At 42.3% G+C, this 21728-nt stretch carries 17 protein-coding genes and 2 tRNA genes; 7 read left to right on the forward strand and 12 right to left on the reverse strand.

What is annotated here, in order from left to right; translation table 11 throughout:
• Positions 1-11: 11 nt before the first annotated feature.
• The 4 genes from LCH52_03000 to LCH52_03015 all read right to left on the reverse strand — a co-directional run bounded on the left by LCH52_03000 (position 12) and on the right by LCH52_03015 (position 5281).
• Positions 12-320, reverse strand: coding sequence for a zf-TFIIB domain-containing protein (locus tag LCH52_03000; protein ID MCA0387442.1), 309 nt, complete (start codon positions 318-320; stop codon positions 12-14).
• A 154-nt stretch (positions 321-474) separates the two neighbouring features.
• Positions 475-2013: a glycosyltransferase family 39 protein gene (locus LCH52_03005; protein MCA0387443.1), complete on the reverse strand. Its 1539-nt coding sequence runs from the start codon at positions 2011-2013 to the stop codon at positions 475-477.
• Positions 2014-2120: 107 nt separating this feature from the next.
• Entirely contained in the window at positions 2121-3362 is a 1242-nt protein-coding gene (locus tag LCH52_03010; protein ID MCA0387444.1) for a T9SS type A sorting domain-containing protein, read from the reverse strand.
• Between the two features lie 11 nt (positions 3363-3373).
• Positions 3374-5281, reverse strand: a complete 1908-nt coding sequence (locus tag LCH52_03015) for a T9SS type A sorting domain-containing protein (protein ID MCA0387445.1) — start codon at positions 5279-5281, stop codon at positions 3374-3376.
• A gap of 164 nt (positions 5282-5445) precedes the next feature.
• On the opposite strand from LCH52_03015, the gene LCH52_03020 reads away from it, so the two are divergent.
• From LCH52_03020 to LCH52_03035, 4 genes are all read left to right on the forward strand, one after another.
• Positions 5446-5518 (forward strand) — tRNA-Gly (locus tag LCH52_03020).
• 83 nt (positions 5519-5601) lie between these two features.
• A tRNA-Val gene (locus tag LCH52_03025) sits at positions 5602-5676 on the forward strand.
• A 332-nt stretch (positions 5677-6008) separates the two neighbouring features.
• Positions 6009-6230, forward strand: coding sequence for a DUF433 domain-containing protein (locus tag LCH52_03030; GenBank protein ID MCA0387446.1), 222 nt, complete (start codon positions 6009-6011; stop codon positions 6228-6230).
• On the forward strand, positions 6227-6568 hold the full coding sequence (locus tag LCH52_03035; GenBank protein MCA0387447.1) for a DUF5615 family PIN-like protein: 342 nt from the start codon (positions 6227-6229) through the stop codon (positions 6566-6568). Before LCH52_03030 ends, LCH52_03035 begins: the two co-directional genes overlap by 4 nt.
• A gap of 349 nt (positions 6569-6917) precedes the next feature.
• On the opposite strand, the gene LCH52_03040 is transcribed toward LCH52_03035, so the two are convergent.
• From LCH52_03040 to LCH52_03070, 7 genes are all read right to left on the reverse strand, one after another.
• A complete protein-coding gene (locus LCH52_03040; GenBank protein ID MCA0387448.1) occupies positions 6918-7316 on the reverse strand; it encodes a helix-turn-helix transcriptional regulator in 399 nt (132 codons plus the stop codon).
• Complete coding sequence (locus LCH52_03045; GenBank protein ID MCA0387449.1) at positions 7297-7527, reverse strand: hypothetical protein; 231 nt, start codon at positions 7525-7527, stop codon at positions 7297-7299. Before LCH52_03045 ends, LCH52_03040 begins: the two co-directional genes overlap by 20 nt.
• A 96-nt stretch (positions 7528-7623) precedes the next feature.
• Positions 7624-10563, reverse strand: a complete 2940-nt coding sequence (locus LCH52_03050; protein ID MCA0387450.1) for a DEAD/DEAH box helicase family protein — start codon at positions 10561-10563, stop codon at positions 7624-7626.
• Between the two features lie 5 nt (positions 10564-10568).
• The gene (locus tag LCH52_03055) at positions 10569-11882 is read right to left on the reverse strand and encodes a restriction endonuclease subunit S (GenBank protein ID MCA0387451.1); all 1314 of its coding nucleotides are present in this window, start codon (positions 11880-11882) and stop codon (positions 10569-10571) included.
• Entirely contained in the window at positions 11879-13585 is a 1707-nt protein-coding gene (locus LCH52_03060) for a type I restriction-modification system subunit M (GenBank protein MCA0387452.1), read from the reverse strand. Before LCH52_03060 ends, LCH52_03055 begins: the two co-directional genes overlap by 4 nt.
• Positions 13586-13765: 180 nt before the next feature.
• Positions 13766-14593 carry a hypothetical protein gene (locus tag LCH52_03065; GenBank protein MCA0387453.1) on the reverse strand — a complete coding sequence of 276 codons (828 nt, stop codon included), beginning with the start codon at positions 14591-14593 and terminating at the stop codon, positions 13766-13768.
• 87 nt (positions 14594-14680) lie between these two features.
• Positions 14681-18310 (reverse strand): multifunctional oxoglutarate decarboxylase/oxoglutarate dehydrogenase thiamine pyrophosphate-binding subunit/dihydrolipoyllysine-residue succinyltransferase subunit, encoded by a 3630-nt coding sequence (locus LCH52_03070; GenBank protein MCA0387454.1) that lies wholly within the window; start codon positions 18308-18310, stop codon positions 14681-14683.
• Between the two features lie 130 nt (positions 18311-18440).
• On the opposite strand from LCH52_03070, the gene pdxH reads away from it, so the two are divergent.
• Positions 18441-19094, forward strand: coding sequence for a pyridoxamine 5'-phosphate oxidase (gene pdxH, locus LCH52_03075; GenBank protein MCA0387455.1), 654 nt, complete (start codon positions 18441-18443; stop codon positions 19092-19094).
• 16 nt (positions 19095-19110) lie between these two features.
• Here pdxH and LCH52_03080 read toward each other — a convergent pair whose 3' ends face one another.
• Complete coding sequence (locus LCH52_03080) at positions 19111-19965, reverse strand: EamA family transporter (GenBank protein MCA0387456.1); 855 nt, start codon at positions 19963-19965, stop codon at positions 19111-19113.
• Between the two features lie 169 nt (positions 19966-20134).
• On the opposite strand from LCH52_03080, the gene LCH52_03085 reads away from it, so the two are divergent.
• On the forward strand, positions 20135-20767 hold the full coding sequence (locus tag LCH52_03085) for a TetR/AcrR family transcriptional regulator (GenBank protein MCA0387457.1): 633 nt from the start codon (positions 20135-20137) through the stop codon (positions 20765-20767).
• Positions 20754-21722, forward strand: a complete 969-nt coding sequence (locus tag LCH52_03090) for an efflux RND transporter periplasmic adaptor subunit (GenBank protein ID MCA0387458.1) — start codon at positions 20754-20756, stop codon at positions 21720-21722. Before LCH52_03085 ends, LCH52_03090 begins: the two co-directional genes overlap by 14 nt.
• Positions 21723-21728: the final 6 nt, after the last annotated feature.

Raw genomic sequence — 21728 nt, forward strand, 5'->3', positions numbered from 1 at the left:
ATCTTCGATCTTTAAAAATCGAAAATGTCATCCAGAAATCCACCTCTCTTCTTTTTCTTGTAACCGTATTCACCACTGTCATAACTTCTGTCTTTCTCATATCCACGGTCTTTTTCTCTGTAGTCGGAATCCTTTTCACGGTAGGTCTCACGGCGGTCATCACTTCTGCTGCCTGCGGAAACCTGAGACGATCTCTCGATAATTTTATCGAGCTCACCTCTGTCAAGCCACACTCCGCGGCAATCGGGACAGTAGTCAATTTCCACACCTTCCCTGTTGGAAATTAAAAGCTTTGTTTCTTTACATACCGGGCAATACATATATTGTTCTCCTTGTCGTTGTTGTCAATCCATTCCGGTCCTGCCGGATTAGAAGTGTAACAATTAGAATGTCAATCTCGTTCAGTAATCGCTTAAAACTGCCGGCTTCTCTTCGAAAAATCCACAGGCGGAAAAACCTTGCGTAATACCGGCGTTATATATACTTCTTTGCCTTTTTCCAGAGCTCCTTAAAAGGATATTTTAGCCTCTTGGCAACCCAGATGTTCAGGTTATTCTCATAAGGCATGGAATATTTCGCTGTATGGACTCCTTTGAGTTCCGGATTAATTGCATAGGTTTTCACATCCTCCTCAGAGTCACCCAGCGAAATATACATATCATACTCCTCCCTCGGCACACCCCACAACCAGTAACTGTTGTGTTCAGTCGTACAGTAAGGAAGATTGTATTTCCGTCCGATCACATTGATTGCACTCGCCTCTCCGTAGTTGTTTGCCACAATAAGAATTGAAAGCGTGTCTTTCCCCGGAATTGAGTCCACAACTTTTCTGACCGATTCCACAAGCTCCTCCCACCCGTGCATGTCAGCATAAAACTGATGAAGCTCTGTCAGTTTATGCCCCTCGTTCGATTGCGGATTTAAACCCGTTAACCTGAAATATTTGATTGTGTCTTCGACTTTTAGAACCGGCACCACCACGGGGATGGCAATAATTCCCATTCCGATTATCAAAACGGGCAGCGCAAATTTCACGGGGTAGAACACCAGTTTCGATACATTGAGTTTCGATTCAAGAAATACTGCCCCAAGAGCAATAAGTGCGGGATAAGCGGCACCCAGATACTCAGCCTTTGAATGTGAATTAACCAGCAAAATCATTAGTGTAGTCAGCCATATTACCGCCGGTGCCATATCTTTCCTCCCCGCAGGATTGAATGTCGAATACCACACTCCGCAAAATGCCAAAACAATCGCGAATGGACTCATGAGCATCAACTGATCCATGAGGAACTGCACCCGGGTAATTTGTGAGTACTTCATTTCCACGGCATTTCGCATGAATTCGAGATGAGCGAAATCGTTGAACACATTCCAGACAATGTAAGGAGAGAAAATTATAAGCGCAATTACCCCCGAAATCCATGGATAAGGCGTTTTCAACAGTTTTCTTTTGTCACTGACAAGAAGAGCAGCAAAAAATCCGGCGATCAACCAGGCGATGCTTATTTTATTCAGCATTCCGAATCCTGCCACAATTCCCCAAACAATAAACTTTTTATTCTGCGGTTCCTGAATCAGATCAACTGCCAGATACGAGAGAAGTGCCCAGAAGAACCAGTCGATAAAATTCATTGAATAGACCGAATTCATCCCCATAAAAATCGGCATCAAAGAAACTGTAATCGCCGTAAGAAACATCGCAAAACTCCCACCACCCGTTTTCTGAGCAGTTTTACACGATAAAAATACAACCACTGCGGAAAAAACCGCCGGTACAATTCTTATCACACCAACAGAATCTCCAAAGACTGAAGTAATCAACCATAGCAGCCAGATCGAAAGTGGCGGATGATCGACATAGCCAAAATCCAGATGCCGCGTTGACTCAAGGTAGTAAAGCTCATCCCGAAAGTAGGAAAATCCGCCAAACAAAATCGCGTAAAGGTGGACAATCAGTGTTATCGAGGATAAAACAAGTATTAAACGGTTTTTTGTTATTGTCGCTGGCATAATTTTATTCGATTTATTTTCGCAAATTTACGATTTTGCTTGCTAATTCAATCATAATGGTCTACTTCCACTCATCCAGGTGATGGAACCTTGCATTATTTCTAAAGCTATTTTAACAAAACCATTTTCTTCAATTCTGAATACCCCCCACCTGAAAGCCGGCAAAAATATACACCTGAGGGTAATGAAGTACCGTCAAATTGATAGCTATGCTGACCTGCCGGCAAACCGCTTAAAAATTCCTCTGAAATGAGTACACCTTCACAATTGTAGAAGCTTAATCGGACATCCGTGGACTTGCTCAGAATGAAATTCAGCGTTGTCACCGGATTAAACGGATTGGGATAATTCTGACCCAATTTTATCTCATCCGGTGTTGCCGCAGGCTCTTCCACAGAAGTTGGAAGATCATCACAGGTAAGAAAATGCGGTGTACCGCCATAATCATTTCTCCAGATCGAATCTTTCTCACCTAAAGTAGCCCAGACAATCTTCCCGCTTGCCGCCAACACATTTAATGAATCGATAAGACTGCTGATTTTTGCGAGATATGAGGGTTTGAAATCTCTTTGGTTAATCATTATCGTTGCAGTGTAAAAATTACCGGACGGTAATGTTCCATTCGCTATGGCGTTAAGCATCCCGTTGAGAGTGTTAAGATTGTCTGTAATCTCAGTGGTATCGGTCACCTGATTGTGACAGGCATTTCCGAGTAACCGTACTCTTTTTGTCGGATCATGTGTCATCAGATTCCATGCACCTGCTGGTCTCCATGAACCAAATGCATTGAGATCTCCATTATGGAACATCCCTTTTGTTGCACATCCCCAGACTATATCCGGTTTCCAGATTTTCAGCGGGAATTTCTGGCCTCGAAGTCCCCCTTCAAAAAGGAGCCAGCTCTTAAGTCCAACTGTGTCATTCCATAAAAATCCTCCGACAATTTTTGAATCCGTAACACCACAGTCGGCTATTAACTTGGCGATATCCGCATAATTATATCCGTCTGACAGATGAGAATGAGCATCCACCTGAATTCTTTGCTGACTGTCCTCGGACAACCACTTCAGAATATTCTTGCCCCCAGTTGCAGAATCATTCCCCTTATCAAAATTCAATACGCCGTTTAAGAATCTCCAGTCTGCCTGAAAGTTATATTTGGCGCCTTTTGACTTCACTGTGTTGGCTAACTCCACTATATGGCTTCTGACCTGCATGAATCCGACACTGTCAGTGTCATAGAGTACCGGATCGGTCACTTCATTATGCGATGTTATGTTGACATAGACTGGTGTTTGTGCATGAAGTGATGCTACGATTAAAAGAAGGATTGTAACTCGCGTAAACATTCGTGATTCCTTTATTTGATTAAAATTGCTTTTTTGATAATGCTAGTGTTGTTAAATGAAAATCTGAAGAAATAGACACCCGATGCCATTCCGTTTCCGTTAAAATTGTAAACAAACTCCGGATTGTCGGATGTAATTTGCTCACTCTTTATCAAATTTCCACTGATATCATGAATACTGACCCGGCAATTCCCTCCATTCACCATTTCTATTCTGAAGCTTGTGGAGGGATTGAAGGGATTGGGGTAATTCTGTGATACTTTAAAATCCCCTGGGAGAACCGGATTTTCCCTTTCCACACCGGTTACTGAAATTCTTCTCGCCGGCTTTTCTCCCCATTTTACGGGGTTTTGGTACACAGTTTTATTCGTGTATGAGATACTTTTGGGGGTAACTGTTCCGATTGTTCCGGTTTCGTATATATTTTTGAGTGCCGATGCTGCAATAAACAGATACTCCAAAGGATTTGCCGGAGGGAATCCGTTTGTAACAACGCTGGAAGGTATTCGAGAGAGATATTTGTTGCCGGTCGCATAATAACTGAACAGCGAGTCGTTGAAGGCAACTCCTTTTCTGATTGAAAGTGAATCTACGGAACCAACTGAAGAGAGATTAACAACCGTTGTATCAAATGGTCCGTTTATATCCGCTGTAGTAACACTCCCCGGAAGTGAACCCGTGCTTAAGTAGCCTGCCAGTGATTTGGTGATGGTAAAGTAAGCATCGGCGATTGAAAAATAATCTCCGGAGAGGCTGAAAAAGCGGGGTGGAAAATTGACAGGATTTGAAGCAGCGATAATTCTGGAGAGTTCATAAATCTGGTTTATGGAAACACTTCTCTCGATGTCAGGCGATATTAAGGTGTTAAGATCTTTCATAATAAAGGTCTTTATATGGGGATTCCCGGCAGCAGTAGCGACGAGGGAGTCATAATAACTCCATAATCTTTCTTCCTGTTGCTCGCTGTTGGTTCTGATCCAGAAGGATGTCCGGCTGGTATCAAACGGCGCCTGCAAAGGGACTGTCGACATCGAATCAGAATAATAGCAGGCGCGCCAGGGAGGCAGATTAAAATGAAAATCTGTTTCATGAATTATGGCATTGGCAAAATTCAACTTCGTGTTGTTGATCGAGTTCATCTTTGATGTCAGGTACGCGGCTGGTGAATAGTACGGCTCATCCGGAGTACCGATCATCTCCCACCAAAACTCATCATCGGTTTGTGAACCCGCTGTCCAACGGGTAATACTGAAATCGACGGGACGAACGAGCAGACCTTGTGAATAAAAAAGGGGGTAATCTGCATCAGAACCTTCTTCATGAAACAGAAGCACTCCCTTTGCCCCCATACTTTTACAAGCAATCAGATCAGCCCTTCCAAAATTGGATGTGGGTCCACTCTCCCCCGTAGATACGGTGAAAGGTGATTCATCAAATATTTCCGATACCGACTTGTAACCACCTGTGAAAGCAGTTTTATATCCGCCTGTTACCAGATCAAGCCGGTATTTTTCATATGAATCAAGCACACTCACTAAAGTATCAAGCGGTTTTTTACTTAAATTGTTAATGTAAGATGACTTAAACGAAAGGATATGTGGTGCCCGGTGATGAAGATTTATCCCCATACCCAATATTTTTAATGAATCCGGAAACCACGGATAGAACTGAACAATGTTTGTAACCAATTGCTCAACAAAATAAAAATCAGCTCTCACACCATATTTGTTAAAAATGTGAGCAGCCCGCATCAAAGTTTTGCACGACTGTTCCGGTTCAGTAAAATCGTGTGCGTTAACCACAAAATTCAAATAAAGGTAACGATCACCATCCTTCTCTCTTTGATTGATAACAGTTTGAGCAAATATTTGCAGGGAAAGAATTAAACCGGTTAAAACAAATATTAAAAGACTCTTCATATATTTCTCCTTTTTTGAATTTCGGACACACTAATTTCAGTAATGGTTTAATCACTAATCATGATTCGAGGCACAATGTGACGATGATCATATGCAGGCATGTGAGAGGTTCGCAAAATATTCCTTGAAAAATAACCGATTTTTTCGTAAATTTGGATTCACAAGCGAGCGTAACTCAGTCGGTAGAGTGTCAGCTTCCCAAGCTGAATGTCGCGGGTTCGAATCCCGTCGCTCGCTCAAAGTTTTTTAAATATTTTAGCAAAAAGACTTGTATAAATTCGCAAAAATCGCTAAATTTACAGTCTAAAATTTTTGAAATCGGGCGTTTAGCTCAGTCGGTTCAGAGCATCTGCCTTACAAGCAGAGGGTCCGGGGTTCGAATCCCTGAACGCCCACAAAAAAGCCTCAAAACAGCGTGTTTTGGGGCTTTTGTCGTTTTAAATGGTTTTGGAATATCCTCTTATATAGTCATAATTTGCTAAATTTTGCCTGAATTGACCTGGATTTTTGGGGTGACCGCAACAAAACCGCAACACTAAATCGACAGAAAACGCGTGCGTAATTTCTTATTTACACAGATTTTAGCAAAAAGAACACGACTTTTGGGAGTCGTATTTAGTTTATGCGAATCTACTTTTTTCTGAACCTAAACAAGAGCTATGTATTTATTATATTGTGTGTGAAATTTACCGGTTTTAGATGTATTTTATTCTAATGAGATTTATTTATGAAATATGATGATATCATAACAATTCAAAGCGAAAAACGATTTGGTAAACCTTGCGTAAGAGATACCAGAATCAGCGTCTATGATGTATTGAGCTGGCTTGCTTCAGGGATGACGATGCAGGAGATACTTGAAGATTTCCCGGAGTTAACGCACGAGGATATACTTGCATGTCTGGCTTTTGCTGCTGAGAGAGAACATCGGATTAAAATTGCGATATGAAGTTACTTTTTGACCAGAATATCTCTTTTCGGATCGTAAAAAAAATTCAAGACAGTTTTCCCGGCTCCAAACAAGTATCCCAGGTTGGCTTAAATCAGACTTCTGACATCAATATTTGGGAATATGCCAGAGAGAATGGTTTTTCTATTGTCACATTTGACTCGGATTTTTATGATCTTTGCCTGCTGAGAGGAATTCCTCCGAAAATCATTTGGTTAAGATGCGGAAATACTTCTACCAACAACATTTTGCAGATTCTGCTGAATGAAGAGGATCATATCATCTCATTCCTCACTGACCGGGAGGATCAAACGAAACATTGCCTGGAAATAGGTTAGCCTCGAATTTGTAGTGCAGATTATTATCAAAACTGTTTCGCTGCCACTCCCTTATAACTCCTTATAAATCAATCACTTACAACTCTGTCCCGTTCCCTTACAAGCAGAGTGTCCGGGGTTCGAATCCCTGAACGCCCACAAAAAAGCCTCAAAACAGCGTGTTTTGGGGCTTTTGTCGTTTTAAAGGGTTTTGGAATATCCTCTTATATAGTCATAATTTGCTAAATTTTGCCTGTTTTGACCTTATTTATTGGCGACTCGCTGCCAAACTCGCTGCCAAATAATTCCAAAATATACTTTCAAAAACATCGATTTAACATAAAAAAACACGACTTTTTGGGTCACCAGATCAAATTCGTAAATTAGTGTTCTCATGCTGCGAGCGAAATACTGATTTTATGGACTTCGAATTCGCTTTTTGTTTTGTCGGACTCGTTTCAATAAACTGGTTCACACTTAGTGCGTCTTCAATCACAAGTTTAAAAGCTTCAGAAAAATCCAACTCGTATTTAGCTGAGATATCCGCGAGGGTACGCAGTGTGAAATTGTGCCTTCCGCTCAACCACTCGGAGATTTGTGACTCGTTCTTTCCGAGCGACCGGGCAAACTCTCGCTTTGTAATTTTTTCATTCCTCAATTTATCGATGATTATTTTTGTTACTGTCATCGTAAAGTCAAGGTATCTGTCTACTTCTTTGGCAATTGGTTCCTGTAACAGGTTGCTTTTGTCATTCTGATTTTTTTTCATCGTCGATCTTCTCTAAAATTTCTTTCTGATTACTTATATCGCCTGCTTCGTTAAATTCAATTGATATCTCTTTTGAGTAGAGTTTTAACAAGCTTAAATCATCATTGTCATTAATAAATTTTTCCAAGGCTGTCAAACATCGTACCATGAAATGAAGTTTCGGGTCTTCCTGATACGATCTTGTTGTTTTTAGCCCTCCCCCGGAAAGCAAAATCCTTTCCCTTGCATCATAATAAAAGTAAAATCTGTATTGCCCGGTTTGCTTGAAAGCATAAACTGTTTGATTTTTCTATTCTGCACTTCCCCCTCACACCCCCATCCTCCCGTACTGCCTGTATATCACATCCATGAGAATACTCTTCACCCGGGGGTTCTCAAGTTTCTGATAGAAATCAAACTGGGTGTTTACATAGCTGAGGAGGGTTTCGTTCAGGATCTCTTCGAATTTTTTCTTTTTGTTTTGTTCTGAATTGTCGCCTGCCATTACTTTTTGGAGGCCCTCGTGTTTATGCATTCGCTCATTTACATGCTGAATCATTATCCGGTGCTCGTCTGTGAGCTGCTCACCAAAGACTTCGTTGATTTTCCGGATGATTTCCGACAGGAGTTCCTGTGGTTCCTCCGGTTTTTGTACCGCTTCTGCGGTGATGGGATCAAGGATTCCGGGATCATAGTCGAGAATGGTATTATTTTCGCTGATCATTTGTATGCGAAGTGACTCAAGATCAACTGACTTTGAAAGGTCGATGCCCGATTCAGAGTTCTTCGGCAGTTTTTTGTTGAGGTACTTCAGGAAGACAAACAGTTTTTCAAGATTCACATCCTCAAAGTTGATTATCTGCGAAATATAGCCGTAAAGTCGAATGTAAGATTGTATTTCCGACTTAAAGTTGCTCTTATCTTCGGGGTCGTTCAGCTCTCTCCATCTTTCCACAACCTTGTCGATCAGTGGTTGAAGCAGTTCATCTGTGGCTTTTTCAGAATAAAACTCTTTGCAAAAATCATCAGTTTCCTGTTTTGTGAACAGGTTGTAGCCTCTGATGTTAGTCTCAATATCATAAAGTTTGTTCGGGTCGGTCTCTTCCGAGAGAAGCGTTGTGGTAAAGAACGGTTCAAAAGAAAGGATAATATCTTCATACTTGTTCACAAAATCGAGGACAAATGTTTCCGTTTTCCCTGTAGTCACCCTGTTGAGTCTGGAAAGGGTCTGAACGCACTGGATACCGTTTAAAACCTTGTCCACAAACATTGAGTGGAGCAACGGTTCGTCATACCCTGTCTGAAATTTGCTCGATACAATCAGGATTCTGTAGCGGGGGTCTTTCAATCCCTTTTCTATCGGAATTCCGTAAGCGAGTCCGTTTCCCCGGTTCAACGAGTCCTCTGTAAATTCCTCCCCGTTATAGGTGACGGTTCCGCTGAAAGCAACGAGACAGGAGTAAGGAAGTGCAAGCTCCCTCATCTGTTTTACCATCTCCTGAAAAAAGAGCACACAATGAAGTCGTGACCTTACGACCACCATCCCTCTCCCCTTGCCACCGATGGTTTTTTCAGTCTTGTTCCTGAACTGATCGAGAATGATCATCACTTTCCGGTGAATAGTCTCTTCGTGCGAATCGACAAAATTAACCAGTGCTCTGGTTGCCCTGCTCTCGGGAAGTTTTTTATCCTCCTCACTTTTTTGGATAACCTTGAACCACCTTTTATATGTTGTGTAATTTTGAATTACATCAAGGGTGAACCCTTCATAGATCGACTGCCTCATTGTGTAATAATGAAAAGCTTCGAACATTCCGTCGGCTCTTTTCCTGCCAAAGAGTTCCAGAGTTTTGTTTTTTGGAGTACCCGTAAAACCAAAAAATGAGATGTGATTCTGTTTCCCCCGGCTTTGTATCTCCTGAAGAATTTTATCTTCATAATCGGTTTCACCATCATCATCAGAATCCTGCGAAGCTGTGAGGGTTTTTTTCAGGTGTTTGGCACTTTCACCCGACTGCGAGGAATGCACTTCATCTATTATCACTCCAAAGGTTTTATTCCCCATTTTCACCATTTCTTCAGAAATGAAGGGGAATTTCTGAATGGTAGTGACTATAATATCCTTCCCGCTTTCGAGGTACTGCTTTAGCTGTTTGGAGCCCGCCTCCACCTTGTTTACGACTCCGTGTGTCTGTTCCAGTTGCTTGACTGTCCGCTGTAGCTGTTTGTCCAGTACAATTCTGTCTGTAACCACAATGATGCTGTCGAACATCCTTTTGGTGTCGTCCTTTGTTTTATAGAGAGAGGTCAAAAGATGTGCCAGCCAGCCGATGGAATACGATTTCCCCGAACCTGTTGTATGCTGAATCAGATAATTGTGTCCGACTCCCTCTTCCCTGATTGCGTCTTTAAGTCGTCTGATTACTGTAAGCTGGTGGTAACGGGGGAAAACCAGCACTTCCTTTGTTTTGTCAACCACTTTCCCTTTTGAGCTGTCCCATTCTGTTGACAATTCGGTGGCAAGGTGAACAAAATTCTCAAGGATATCACAGAGGGATGTGGGAGCCAGCACTTCCTCCCAAAGGTAATGTGTCCGGTATCCGTCGTAGTTCACGGGATTCTCGATATCCTTGTTGTAAGGGAGGAACCGGGTTTTGTCCCCAGCGAGTTGCGTGGTCATGGATACATTATCGTTATCCACACAGAAATGTACCGCACACCGTTTGAAGCGAAGAAGTGGTTCCGCCGGGTCTCGTGCCGCTTTATATTGTTTTTCTGAATCCTTGTAGCTCTGACCGGTCAACTGATTCTTCAGTTCCATTGTGAGTACGGGGAGACCGTTCACAAAGAGCACCATATCGATTGAATTCTCATTTTTTATTGAATACCTGAGCTGCCGGACGAGAGTAAGCCGGTTCATCCGGTAGAGATTTTCATGCTCTTTGTTCAGTCCGCTGTTGGGTTGAAAATAGACCAGTCTGAGATTGGCACCTCTGTCTTTTACTCCGTTTCGCAGGACATCAACAATACCCCGTTTCCCAATTTCATCGGATATTCTTCCAAGAACTTTTGATGATGCGGAATCGCCGTATTGCAGTTCAAGTTTCTCCCACTCCTTAGGCTGTGTGGATCTAATAAATCCTGTAACCTCATCGGGAATAAGACAGAGCCCCCTGTCATATTTTGTGTATGGCAGTGAGGTGTATCCCTGCGATACGAGGGAGTTTTCTATGTGAACTTCAAAGCGTTTTTCGGTCGGGGTGGTCATAATTTTTAATCTGTTGTTACTTTTATTTTACCTGTTACCACTTCTGATATCAGCGACTGTCGGTACTCCTTTAAAAGGTCTATTTTCTTCTGCTCAATATTCAAAAGATCATCAATTTCTTTGGTCTTTTCATCAAGGTATGTTACGATTTGGGTTTGTTCGGGAATGGGGGGACAATGAATTCTTAAGGACTTTATCGTTTCCTGACTGATGTTTGGTTGCCCACCACCATAAGCTAAGCTTACTATTTTATCCTTATTTGATATAAACCAGTAAAATATATAGTTAACAAAAACACCTCTCGGTTGGGCTAACACGCAACATGCTTGATTAGTAGTGGTTTCGATTTTTAGCAACCCAACTTTTCCGATTGTAGCACCATACATCGCTATAATCAAACTATTTGCAGGATATAATTTGAGATTCACATCATCAAACGCCTTTTGAGTTATTAATTTGGATGTTTTTGAAATTATTCCATCGTTGAGGTCACCTGTCTGTAACCAGTTTATTTCTCCATCCTCATAATATTCAGGGTTATTCGAAGTTGGCGTAGTCCCGCTTCCAATTAGTCCAAAACAATGAGTTGTTTTTTTGTATCCCCAATGTTCAGGAATCTCACCGATCCACTCAATGCCCGAATCTTTCATTTTGACATTCGGGTTCAAACCTTTGGTGACAGCATGGTTTATGAGGGCAGTTCGTTTCTCCTTAAGGAGTTCAATCTTCCGCTGTTTAACCGATATCAGTTTGTCTATCAGGGCAGTTTTTTCGTCAAGATATGATACGATTTGGGTTTGTTCGTGTTCTAAAAGAGTGAATGGAATAAGAAAATTGTTTAAAGTTTCCTGAGTAAGTTGATTTATCGTCGAAGTTAAAAATAACCCCGATTGCTCTGAAAAAACCCTCGAATTGAAAACTTTTGAGATAAATTTATAATTTGGTGTCCTTAAGACTGTCATGAATGCACCGAATGTATTGCCGACCAAGTCTTTACTAATTGTGATGTTTTTCCCTATTAACGATCTACTTCCATTTCGTGAACAAATAAGTATGTCCCCTTCTTTAACTTTTAGATCTTCTTTCACCTTGGATTTAACATAAACATTGTCTAATAGCGACAGCTTGCCATTTTGAATATTTGAAGAGCGTAAAACAAGAATTCCTTGCGTCTCATCGTCAACAATTTCTTCTGGTTGGTAGGATAAACCAATCAACGCTTTACCAAGATACTTTAGTTTGATCATTTCCCAATGTTCAGGAATCTCACCGATCCACTCAACACGCGAATCCTTGTATGCATCATACCGGGAGATCATTTTAGGATTTCTTTCATTAAGCCTTCCGATTCCTTTTCAAGCTCGAGCAGGTCTTTGGCGATTTCATCCAATGATCTGAGAGGTTTATACCGGTAGAAATACTTTGTGAAGTTTATCTCATAACCCCGGGCATCCTTGCTTCTGTCCATATAAGCAGTTGGAAGATGAGGTTTAACTTCCCTTGCAAAATACTCATCGATATCAACACCAAGTGGAATTCTCTCGTAATCCCGAAGAGAAGTGTCGGGTTTGATGTTCCCTTTTTTATCCTTAACGGGGAGGCCGTTTTCAAGGAGAGGTTGTTCCACCGTCACTTTGGTATATCCGAAAAACGGGTTAGAAAATATTTTGCAAATATCCGTTTCGACAAAACCGGAGTATGTCTTTACTATAAGGTCAATCTGCTCCTGTGACACTTCCTTCCGTTTGCTTCCGAGCGATTTTTTCATCGGTTTGAAAAGTTCGGAAGCGTTTATCAGTTGCACTTTCCCTTTTCTCGCATCCCGTTTTTTATTGTTCACAATCCAGATGTATGTAGTGATACCCGTGTTAAAAAAGAGAGAATCAGGGAGCTGAACAATACACTCGAGCAGGTCATTCTCGATAATCCACTTCCTTATTTCGCTTTCACCCGAACCTGCATCACCCGTAAAAAGGGGCGATCCATTGAAGATAATCCCGATTCTCGAACCTTTTGGCTCCATTTTCGAAATCATATGCTGGAGAAAGAGCAGGGAGCCGTCGGAAGTGCGGGGAGTCCCTGCAAAAAATCTTCCGTGCGGATTTTGTGCCTCTTCCGTGATAAATTCTTCCTCGCTTTTCCAGCTCACACCAAACGGCGGATTGGTCATCATATATTCAAATTTCTCTCCCTGAAATCCATCCTCAGAGAGGGATGAGCCCAGTTTTATGCTGTCAGGAGTTTCTCCTGAAATCAGCATGTCGGATTTGCAGATTGAGTAGGTCTGTGGATTGAGTTCCTGTCCGCTTAACCTGATTTCGATATTTGGGTTGATGTTGTCGAGCACCCACTTCTTTCCGATTGTGAGGAGACCTCCCGTTCCGCAGCACGGATCGAACAAAGAGCGGATTTTCCCCTCACCCTTGAGATCGTCTGAACTCTCTGAGAACAAAAGTGCAACCAGCAGTTGCACAATATCCCTCGGGGTATAGTGCTCACCGCTTGTTTCGTTGCTCATCTCCGAAAATCTTCGGAGCAGTTCCTCAAAAATCTGTCCCATGGCGTGGTTGTCCACCACTTCGGGATGAAGATCGACAGTCGTAAATTTCTCGATAAAGAGGAAGAGTTTGTTGTTTTTGTTCAGTTTATCGACAGGTTTTTGAATCTGGAAATTTTCAATGATGTCATAAACATTTTTGGAGAAGCCGTTGAGGTAGCTCTGGAAATTGAGGTGAAGGTTTTTAGGGTCTTGCTTTAGTCTCGAAAGGTCGTATTTGGAACAGTTGTAAAACTGCGTTTTCAGTTGACTTTTTATGATGGCGGAGGGATCACTCACTCTGTCTTTGTACTCTTCATGTAGCCTGAATGCCTCATCCTTTTTCGGTTCTATTACACAATCCAGCCTGCGTAGCACCACAAACGGGAGGATTATATCACCATACTCATGTGGTTTGAAAAGACCGCGCAACACATCATCGCACACATTCCAGATAAGAGAAGAAAGTTCCTGATGATTAACCATAACACTCTGTAATTTTAACTGTATGAAAGCAAAATATCATTAATACTGACTACAAATTAAAATTTTAGAGGAAACTAACCAAATTTTTTAGGTTTTGGAGGAAGGATCATGTTATTAAACCGACCAGCGGTTCTGCAGAAACTTCAGCATTTCAGCCTTCATACTTCAGACTTCGCCTTGCTATTCCTGCTTCTTCGTCATAAACCCTGTCTCATATTTTATATCAGTCTCTATGCTGTTCCTCAGCCCGGAATTTCCATAAACATTCGGGTACCGTTCGGTGATTTTTTGCATCAGGTCATTTTTGTAGGTGATATCGGTAATTGAGTAGAGCTGATCCCGCTCGAAGATGTAGATATATCTGTTTTGTGTCCATTTTCCCTGCCAGTCGAAAGAGTTTTCGATTCTTAAACCACCATCACGGTTGCTAAGAATTTCCCTTCCATTAAGATCATACGCAATTACCACATCTACTTTCTTAGTCTTGTGCAGGAACCGGTCTCCGGTTTTTTTGTAGTCACCCGCTTCGAGCAGCTTCCCTTTGTCGTAAACAAAATTGAAAACAATTTTATCTTCAGGAGGAGACTGGGTCAGAATGGAATTGATTTGTCCAAGAGTGTCACGGGTGTAACTTGACATTTTTGAGGCAGTTCCGGTTTTACAGGTGAATCCAACAAGCTTGTCACTGTCGTTATACGAAAATTCAAACGATTGTTTCGCAAAAACATCTCCCGGTTTTATTACCGACATGATTAGCAAACCTTTGGGAGAATAAGTGAAAATGGCAACTGTGTCACGATCAATTACATGAAATTCTTTTGAGATTCCATTTTTCCTGATTGCAGCTATATGGTAGGACATCATCTTTTCCCTGTTCATGCTCCCCATGTCCAGGTATCCCCAATCGTCACTGTTCAAACCCTGGGCGGGAATAAACTCCTGAGCGAGGGAGCCAAAGGTGAGCAACAAGACGAAAACGAATAAAAATTTACTATTAAACTGTTTCATAAACCGGTCTTTTGATAAAATAATTAGATGTGACCAAAATTAGAGAGACCAAAGGGGACCGCTCGACTCCGCAGTCCCCTCTTAATCTTACAACATCGTAAAGGCAGTCCTGATTATCGCTTCCTGCTGTCGGGCAGCGAGTTTACCTGAACCAACTGCGGGGCTTGCGCTTTCGGGTCTTCCGACATACTGAACGCTCAAATCTTTTTTGAGTATTTTGGTTATTCTGTGGCGGAGGAAATGCCAGGCACCCATGTTTTTCGGTTCTTCCTGTACCCAGAGCAATTCCTCGAGATTTGAATAGGAGTCGAGAATTCCGGCGAGCATTTCACCTTCGAACGGATACAACTGCTCCGCTCTCACTATGGCAACATCCGTAAAATTATTCTCTTTTCTGAACTTATCCAGCTCATAGTAAATCTTGCCGCTTGTCAGCAGAACTTTTTTCACTTTCTTTTTATCAAGTCCCGAAGTGTCGTCAAGGAACTCTCTGAAAGTGCCCTCAAGGAAGTGCTGCTTTGGAGATCTTGCTTCAGGCAGACGAAGAAGACTTTTCGGTGACATTACCACCAGCGGACGAAGAATATCCTTCTTCATTTGTCTCCTCAAAAGATGGAAATAGTTTGCCGGATCCGAAAGATGGCAAACTTCCATGTTTTCCTGGGCACAAAGAATGAGGAATCTTTCAAGCCTGGCACTCGAGTGCTCCGGTCCCTGACCTTCAAAGCCGTGCGGCAGAAGAAGAACGAGATTATTGGGAGTATCCCATTTCTCTTTTGAAGCCACGATAAAATTGTCGATAATGATCTGGGCACCGTTCACAAAATCACCAAACTGTGCTTCCCAGATTACGAGACAGAGTGGATCAGCGGTGCTGTAACCATATTCAAATCCCATAACTGCAGCTTCCGAAAGGTTGCTGTCGAGAATTTCCGCCCGAGCCTGATTTGGATACATATGATTAATCGGGAAATACTCCTGACCGGTCACCACATCGGTAAATGCCATGTGTCGCTGGGTAAATGTACCCCGGACACAATCCTGACCACTCAATCGAACCGGAATCCCCTCCTTCACAAGAGAAGCGAATGCGAGAAATTCGGCAGTAGCCCAGTCGGCAAGTCCGTCATCAGCGCCAACTATCTCCTTCCTTTTTTCGAGGAATTTTACGAGTTTTGGATGCAGATTGAATCCCTCGGGAAGTGAGGAACCTTTAATCAACAATTCGTTAAGTTCTGACTCAGAGAGAGCTGTATCATGTTCCTTCTTTTCAGTAGCAATCTTTTCAGAATTAATCGCGAGTGGAATGTCAATCTTGAACTGAATTTTTCTTTTGGCAACTTTTTGAAGTGCGTCTTCAAGTTTCCTGTTGTAGTCGGATTCCATCTGCTTTAATTCATCAGGAGTAATGACTCCTTCAGCAACGAGTTTCTGACCATACTGTTTCGTAACAGACGGGTGTTTCTTGATTTTTGCGTAAAGAATTGGCTGTGTATAACCCGGATCGTCCCCTTCATTGTGGCCGTGTCTTCTGTAACCAACAATATCAATTACTACATCTTTTTTAAATTTCTGACGGTAGTCGAATGCTATTCTGATGACATGAAGTACAGACTCGGGATCATCACCGTTAACATGGAAAACAGGTGCCTGAACAATTTTTGCCACATCTGTTGCATAGACTGATGACCTGGCTTCCTCAGGGGTGGTGGTAAAGCCGATCTGATTGTTCGTCACAATGTGAATGGTGCCGCCTGTCTTGTAACCCGCAAGCTGGGAAAGATTAATTGTCTCGGCTACAACTCCCTGTCCGGCAAATGCCGAATCACCATGCAACAGTACAGGCATAATGTGACTTCTCTCGATGTCTCCTGTCCGGGTCTGTTTTGCTCTTACAATTCCTTCCACAACGGGATTTACCCACTCAAGGTGACTCGGATTTGAAGCGATTGAAACGCCGATTTCCTTGCGGGTTCTTGTCTTTACCTTGTTGTATGCGCCAAGATGGTACTTCACATCACCTGAACCGGCATAAGAATTCGGATCGATGATATCTTCAAATTCAGAGAGTATCGAATCGTAAGATTTACCGACGATATTTGTGAGTACATTCAATCTTCCGCGGTGAGCCATGCCAAGAACAATTTCCTTTACATTGTTATCGGCAGCAATGGTAAGCAACTGATCGAGAGCAGGAATGGTTGACTCCAGTCCTTCAAGTGAAAATCGCTTGTGCCCGACAAATTTCGTATGAATGAAATGTTCAAATCCTTCAGCTTCGATAAGCTTGTTCAGTATCTGCTTTTTTGTCGGATTATCGAGGTTTGGTTTATTTTCAACCGGTTCCATTCTGTTCTGAAGCCATGCTTTTTCGTCACTCGACTGAATGTGCATATATTCGACGCCGATATTTTCACAGTAGGTGCGGTGCAACTTTTCAAGAATCTTCCGAAGTGTGGCAGTTTTATACCCGCCAAAATCGTGTGTCAGGAACTGCCTGTCGAGATCCCAAACCGTGAGCTGATAAAATATCGGATCGAGCTCATGGTGGTAGGTAGTGTTTTTGCCGAGGGGGTCTGTTGTTGCAATCAGATGCCCGCGAACACGAAACATGTTAATCATCTGGCGGACTCTTCCCTGCTTCGCTATCTCCTCGTAGCTTGTGTGACCGTTGCTGAATGCAGGCTCCAGATCACTTTGCCATTTGTGAGGAAGCATCGGAATTTTCAAACTCTCGAACAACTCTTCATAAAAATCGTTTTCGCCAAGAATCATTTCGCTGATTTTCTTGAGGAAAAGACCGGACTCGGCTCCCTGAATAATTCTGTGATCATAAGTGCTGGTAATGGTCATTACTTTGCTTATACCAAGACTGGAAACTGTCCCGGGGGACATCGCGACATATTCTGCAGGGTACTGAATCGCGCCCGTGGCAACTATGGTTCCCTGACCCGGCATCAGTCTCGGAACTGATGATATGGTGCCGATGGTACCTGGATTTGTCAATGAAATGGTGGTTCCCATGAATTCTGACGGATCAATCTGGCCTGTTCTGCTTCGCTTTACAAGGTCTTCATAGGTATCGAAAAACTTTTTAAAATCCATTGTGTCAGCAGCTTTGATGTTTGGAACCATCAGATTTCTGCTGCCGTCTTTTCTCTCAACATCAATTGCGAGACCGAGATTTATATGCTCTCTGTTTATTACAACCGGTTTACCGTCTTTTTCAGAGTAGGCATTGTTCATCGAAGGATAGAATTTTGTTGCCTGAACAATAGCCCAGCCGATAATATGGGTAAAACTTACCTTCCCCCCCTTGACTTTGGCAAGGTGGGAATTAATAAGCAGTCTGTTCTCTTCAAGAATCTTTACGGCAATACTTCTTATTGAAGTTGCAGTCGGAATTGTAAGTGAACTCTCCATATTTTGCAGAATTTTTGCCGCACCGCCTGCAATCACACGGGTTGTGTCGCCCGGAAGAGGTTGTGGAGCCGGAAACGATCTCGCGGGAGCACTGCTCTCCGACCTGTTTACGGGCTGTGTTTGCGGTTCCTGCTCTACTGTGAAAGTCTCTCCTGAAAAATACTTCTTCCACTGCTCGGGAACTGCCGCAGGATTGTCCTTATACTCCTCGAAGAGATACTCTACAAACCAACTGTTTGAGCCAAATTCTTCAACAAATTGCTGTTTATCTTTTGGTGAACCGTTTTCACTCATAATTTTTGCAATACTCTTATTATTTTTGAATGATCTGTCGTATATATTCGTTCTTTAATTGTGATTCGCCCTCTCAATTAAGAACAAAAATTTAAACAAGAAAAGTAATCAAATTAACGGAACTAAAGAAATGCCAAATCGTGATAACCATCAAATCGCCGCTTTAAGAAAGAATTACCAACTTGCGGATTTGGATGAAAGCTCAATAAAGTCAGACCCGATGGAGCAGTTTTCTCTCTGGTTCAATGTTGCGCTCGAATCTGAAATCACAGAACCAAATGCCATGATTCTCTCCACAGTCTCTCCCGAAGGGTCACCCTCTTTAAGAACTGTATTGTTAAAAGGACTTGAAGCCGACGGATTTATCTTTTTTACGAACTATGAGAGTGAAAAAGGGCGACATATCAGTAATAACAAAAATGTGGCGATTTTGTTCCTCTGGCTCGACCTCGAGAGACAGGTCAGGATAACGGGCAAGGCTGTGAAACTCGACACTTTGGCATCCGAAACATACTTCAAATCGCGACCCGTTGACTCACAAATCGGTGCATGGGCTTCAAGCCAGAGTGAAGTGGTGCCGGGAAGAGAATATCTTGAGGAGAAATTTGAATCGATGAAACAACGGTTTACGGATGGTGAGATTCCACTCCCCCCTTTTTGGGGCGGTTACAAAGTGGTTCCGTCAAAAATGGAATTCTGGCAGGGGCGCCCAAACCGCCTGCACGACAGGATTCTGTACACCCGTGCTGATAATGAGTGGAAAATTGAAAGACTTTCGCCTTAAAAAGGGGAAATCAAAGCTAAAAAGCAGGTTTTCGCCTTCGCCGCTTCTCGATCATCAAAGTTCTGAGAGCTATCGCCAGTACGATTATCACACCACCAGCTACTGCATAAATTGAGGGTGACTCGCCGTACCCGATCAGAACCCAAACCGGATTGAGAACAGGTTCAATCATGGCAAGCAGTGAAGCTTCAATCGCTTCCACTTTATTGATGCCGTAACTGAAGATGACATAAGCAATGCCTATCTGGAAAATTCCGAGGTAACCCACCATCAGGAAATCATTAGTTGAGAGTGCCGGCATGTCAAAAAGTGAGTAGGCACAAAAGAGAGCCACAAAGAAATTCCCCCAGAAAATGGTACTCCATTTGTAATCCTCACCCGATTTCCTCATGCCAAGAAACATTCCGGTAAGGCACAAGCCAGATATTAGTGCGAACGAATTCCCCTCTATATCCCCGGGCGAAAGTTTCCCTACAAAGAAAAGTGCCATTCCAATGAAACAAAAAACTATTGTTATAAGATTTATTCGCTCAAATTTGGTCTTTAAAAGAAGCGGTTCAAGGATCAGGACATAAATCGGTGCAGTGTACTGTAGAAAAATTGCATTTGCAGCAGTGGTAAGCTTCGTCGCCATCACAAAAAACACGAGAACCCCGGCGTAGAAGAGCCCCGTCATTAAAGACCAGCCGTTAAACTTTAACGCTTTCCCCCTAAACAAAAGCAGTATCACCAGTCCGGCAAAGAAAGACCTGAAAAATGAGAGCTGGATCGAGTTGAGGCTTATCAGCTTTATAAATAATCCGCCAGTGCTCCAAAGAAGTGCAGCGATTACAACAGCGATGATACCTTTTTGATGAAGGGATTTCTCCAAGGGGGAACCTTAAATTTTGAAAATTACCAGTGTAAATTTAACCGAATAACCCTTTTATTCATCTTTCTTCAAATTAATTTGTTAAAAATGCAATAAAATGGAAACTTGCTATTGACTTTTAAGTTTCCATATGCTATTTTAGAAACCGTAATTATTAATTTTAGTTTCCATGATGCAAAAAACAGATAAAAAAGAGAAGATCGCCCTGTACGCCTTTTCCCTCTACAGAGAAAAGGGATTTGCGACCATTCCGATGGACGAGGTCGCGAAAGGGATGAAGATCAGTAAAAAAACGATTTACAAATACTACAATTCGAAAGAAGAACTTGTGGAAGCCGCTTTCAGATCGTTCATTTTCAAAGCATCTTCGGTGGTGGCTGAAATCATGCAGAAGGATGTCCCCTCGGTTGTGAAACTTGTCTTCATTCTAAAACACATGCTTACGGAAACCGCCATGATTTCCACTGTGCTTTTCAAGGAACTCCAGACGGAAATGCCTCTTCTTTGGAAGGATTTCGATGATTTTCGAAGTGAGATGATGAGAAAAACCATTTCCAAAATTTACGCTCAGGGAAGAGATGAGGGTTATATAAAAGAATATCCCGTCATTTTTATCGTTACGATTCTCGTCGCATCCATAAGAGAAATACTAAAAAAAGAATTTCTCGACCAGTCGGGATATACGATTAATGAATCCCTTTCCCTCTTCTACAAATTTTTGTTCAACACAATTCTGACCCCAAAGGGGAAGGAAGAATTTTCAACCATGATCTATGGAGTTATACAGAATGAGAATATTTAAGATTCTCTCAGTTTTACTTGTTACCGGACTGATATTAACCGGATGTAAGGAAGAAACCGACACATCCAAAATTAAAGTCTCCGGGAATCTTGAGGCTATCAGCGTAACACTCTCTTCGCAAACACCCGGACTTGTCGTCAATTTCCCTTTTGAAGAAGGAGATGTGGTGAAGGAAAACGACACCATTGTCAAGATAGATGATTCCAATCTGCTTCTTCAACTCGCAAAAACGGGAGCTCTGATCGAAGGTGCCGACGCCCAATACAGTCTGCTTTTGAGCGGTGCCCGGAAAGAGGATATCAAACAGGCGGAGGAGGTGACATCACAACTCGAGGCAAATCTGCAACTCGCCGAATCTGATTTTGCCCGGATTAAAAACCTCTACGGTACCGGGTCAATGACCAAAAAGCAGTATGATGATGCAGAAACCCGATTGAAAGTGCTGAAATCTCAACTGGATGCTGCAAGGGAAAATCTGCAGAAGGTGAAAACCATCGTCAGACCCGAAGAACTTAAATCGGCAGCAGCCCGGAAAAAGGAGGCTTCTGCAAGTGCAGATATCCTCAAAAATGCCATTGAGAAATGTTTAGTCATTTCCCCCATCTCCGGTAAAATCGTAAAAAAATATGTAAAAAAAGGAGAGGTTGCCGGTGCCATGTCGTCTCTGGTTAAGATTTCCGCACAGGATGAACTCGATTTGATCGTCTATGTACAGGAAACAGATCTTGGCAAGGTAAAGACAGGTCAGCCCGTTGAAATAAAAATTGACAGCTACCCGAACAAATCCTACACAGGCAAGGTAATCTTCATTTCACCCGAAGCAGCCTTCACTCCCAAAAATATACAGACCGAGGATGAAAGAACCCGTCTCGTATATGAAGTGAAGGTCAGAGTAAAAAACCAGAATAATGAGCTAAAAGATGGAATGCCCGCTGATGCGTTTATCAAATTATAGTTCATT

Source organism: Bacteroidota bacterium (assembly GCA_020161395.1).
GTDB lineage: Bacteria > Bacteroidota > Ignavibacteria > Ignavibacteriales > Ignavibacteriaceae > UTCHB3.

What these genes read in the sequence shown, in the direction of transcription:
- LCH52_03000 (MCA0387442.1), bottom strand. Translation starts at nt 320, where the DNA reads ATGTATTGCCCGGTATGTAAAGAAACAAAGCTTTTAATTTCCAACAGG.
- LCH52_03005 (MCA0387443.1), bottom strand. Translation starts at nt 2,013, where the DNA reads ATGCCAGCGACAATAACAAAAAACCGTTTAATACTTGTTTTATCCTCG.
- LCH52_03010 (MCA0387444.1), bottom strand. Translation starts at nt 3,362, where the DNA reads ATGTTTACGCGAGTTACAATCCTTCTTTTAATCGTAGCATCACTTCAT.
- LCH52_03015 (MCA0387445.1), bottom strand. Translation starts at nt 5,281, where the DNA reads ATGAAGAGTCTTTTAATATTTGTTTTAACCGGTTTAATTCTTTCCCTG.
- LCH52_03030 (MCA0387446.1), top strand. Translation starts at nt 6,009, where the DNA reads ATGAAATATGATGATATCATAACAATTCAAAGCGAAAAACGATTTGGT.
- LCH52_03035 (MCA0387447.1), top strand. Translation starts at nt 6,227, where the DNA reads ATGAAGTTACTTTTTGACCAGAATATCTCTTTTCGGATCGTAAAAAAA.
- LCH52_03040 (MCA0387448.1), bottom strand. Translation starts at nt 7,316, where the DNA reads ATGAAAAAAAATCAGAATGACAAAAGCAACCTGTTACAGGAACCAATT.
- LCH52_03050 (MCA0387450.1), bottom strand. Translation starts at nt 10,563, where the DNA reads ATGACCACCCCGACCGAAAAACGCTTTGAAGTTCACATAGAAAACTCC.
- LCH52_03055 (MCA0387451.1), bottom strand. Translation starts at nt 11,882, where the DNA reads ATGATCTCCCGGTATGATGCATACAAGGATTCGCGTGTTGAGTGGATC.
- LCH52_03060 (MCA0387452.1), bottom strand. Translation starts at nt 13,585, where the DNA reads ATGGTTAATCATCAGGAACTTTCTTCTCTTATCTGGAATGTGTGCGAT.
- LCH52_03065 (MCA0387453.1), bottom strand. Translation starts at nt 14,593, where the DNA reads ATGAAACAGTTTAATAGTAAATTTTTATTCGTTTTCGTCTTGTTGCTC.
- LCH52_03070 (MCA0387454.1), bottom strand. Translation starts at nt 18,310, where the DNA reads ATGAGTGAAAACGGTTCACCAAAAGATAAACAGCAATTTGTTGAAGAA.
- pdxH (MCA0387455.1), top strand. Translation starts at nt 18,441, where the DNA reads ATGCCAAATCGTGATAACCATCAAATCGCCGCTTTAAGAAAGAATTAC.
- LCH52_03085 (MCA0387457.1), top strand. Translation starts at nt 20,135, where the DNA reads ATGATGCAAAAAACAGATAAAAAAGAGAAGATCGCCCTGTACGCCTTT.
- LCH52_03090 (MCA0387458.1), top strand. Translation starts at nt 20,754, where the DNA reads ATGAGAATATTTAAGATTCTCTCAGTTTTACTTGTTACCGGACTGATA.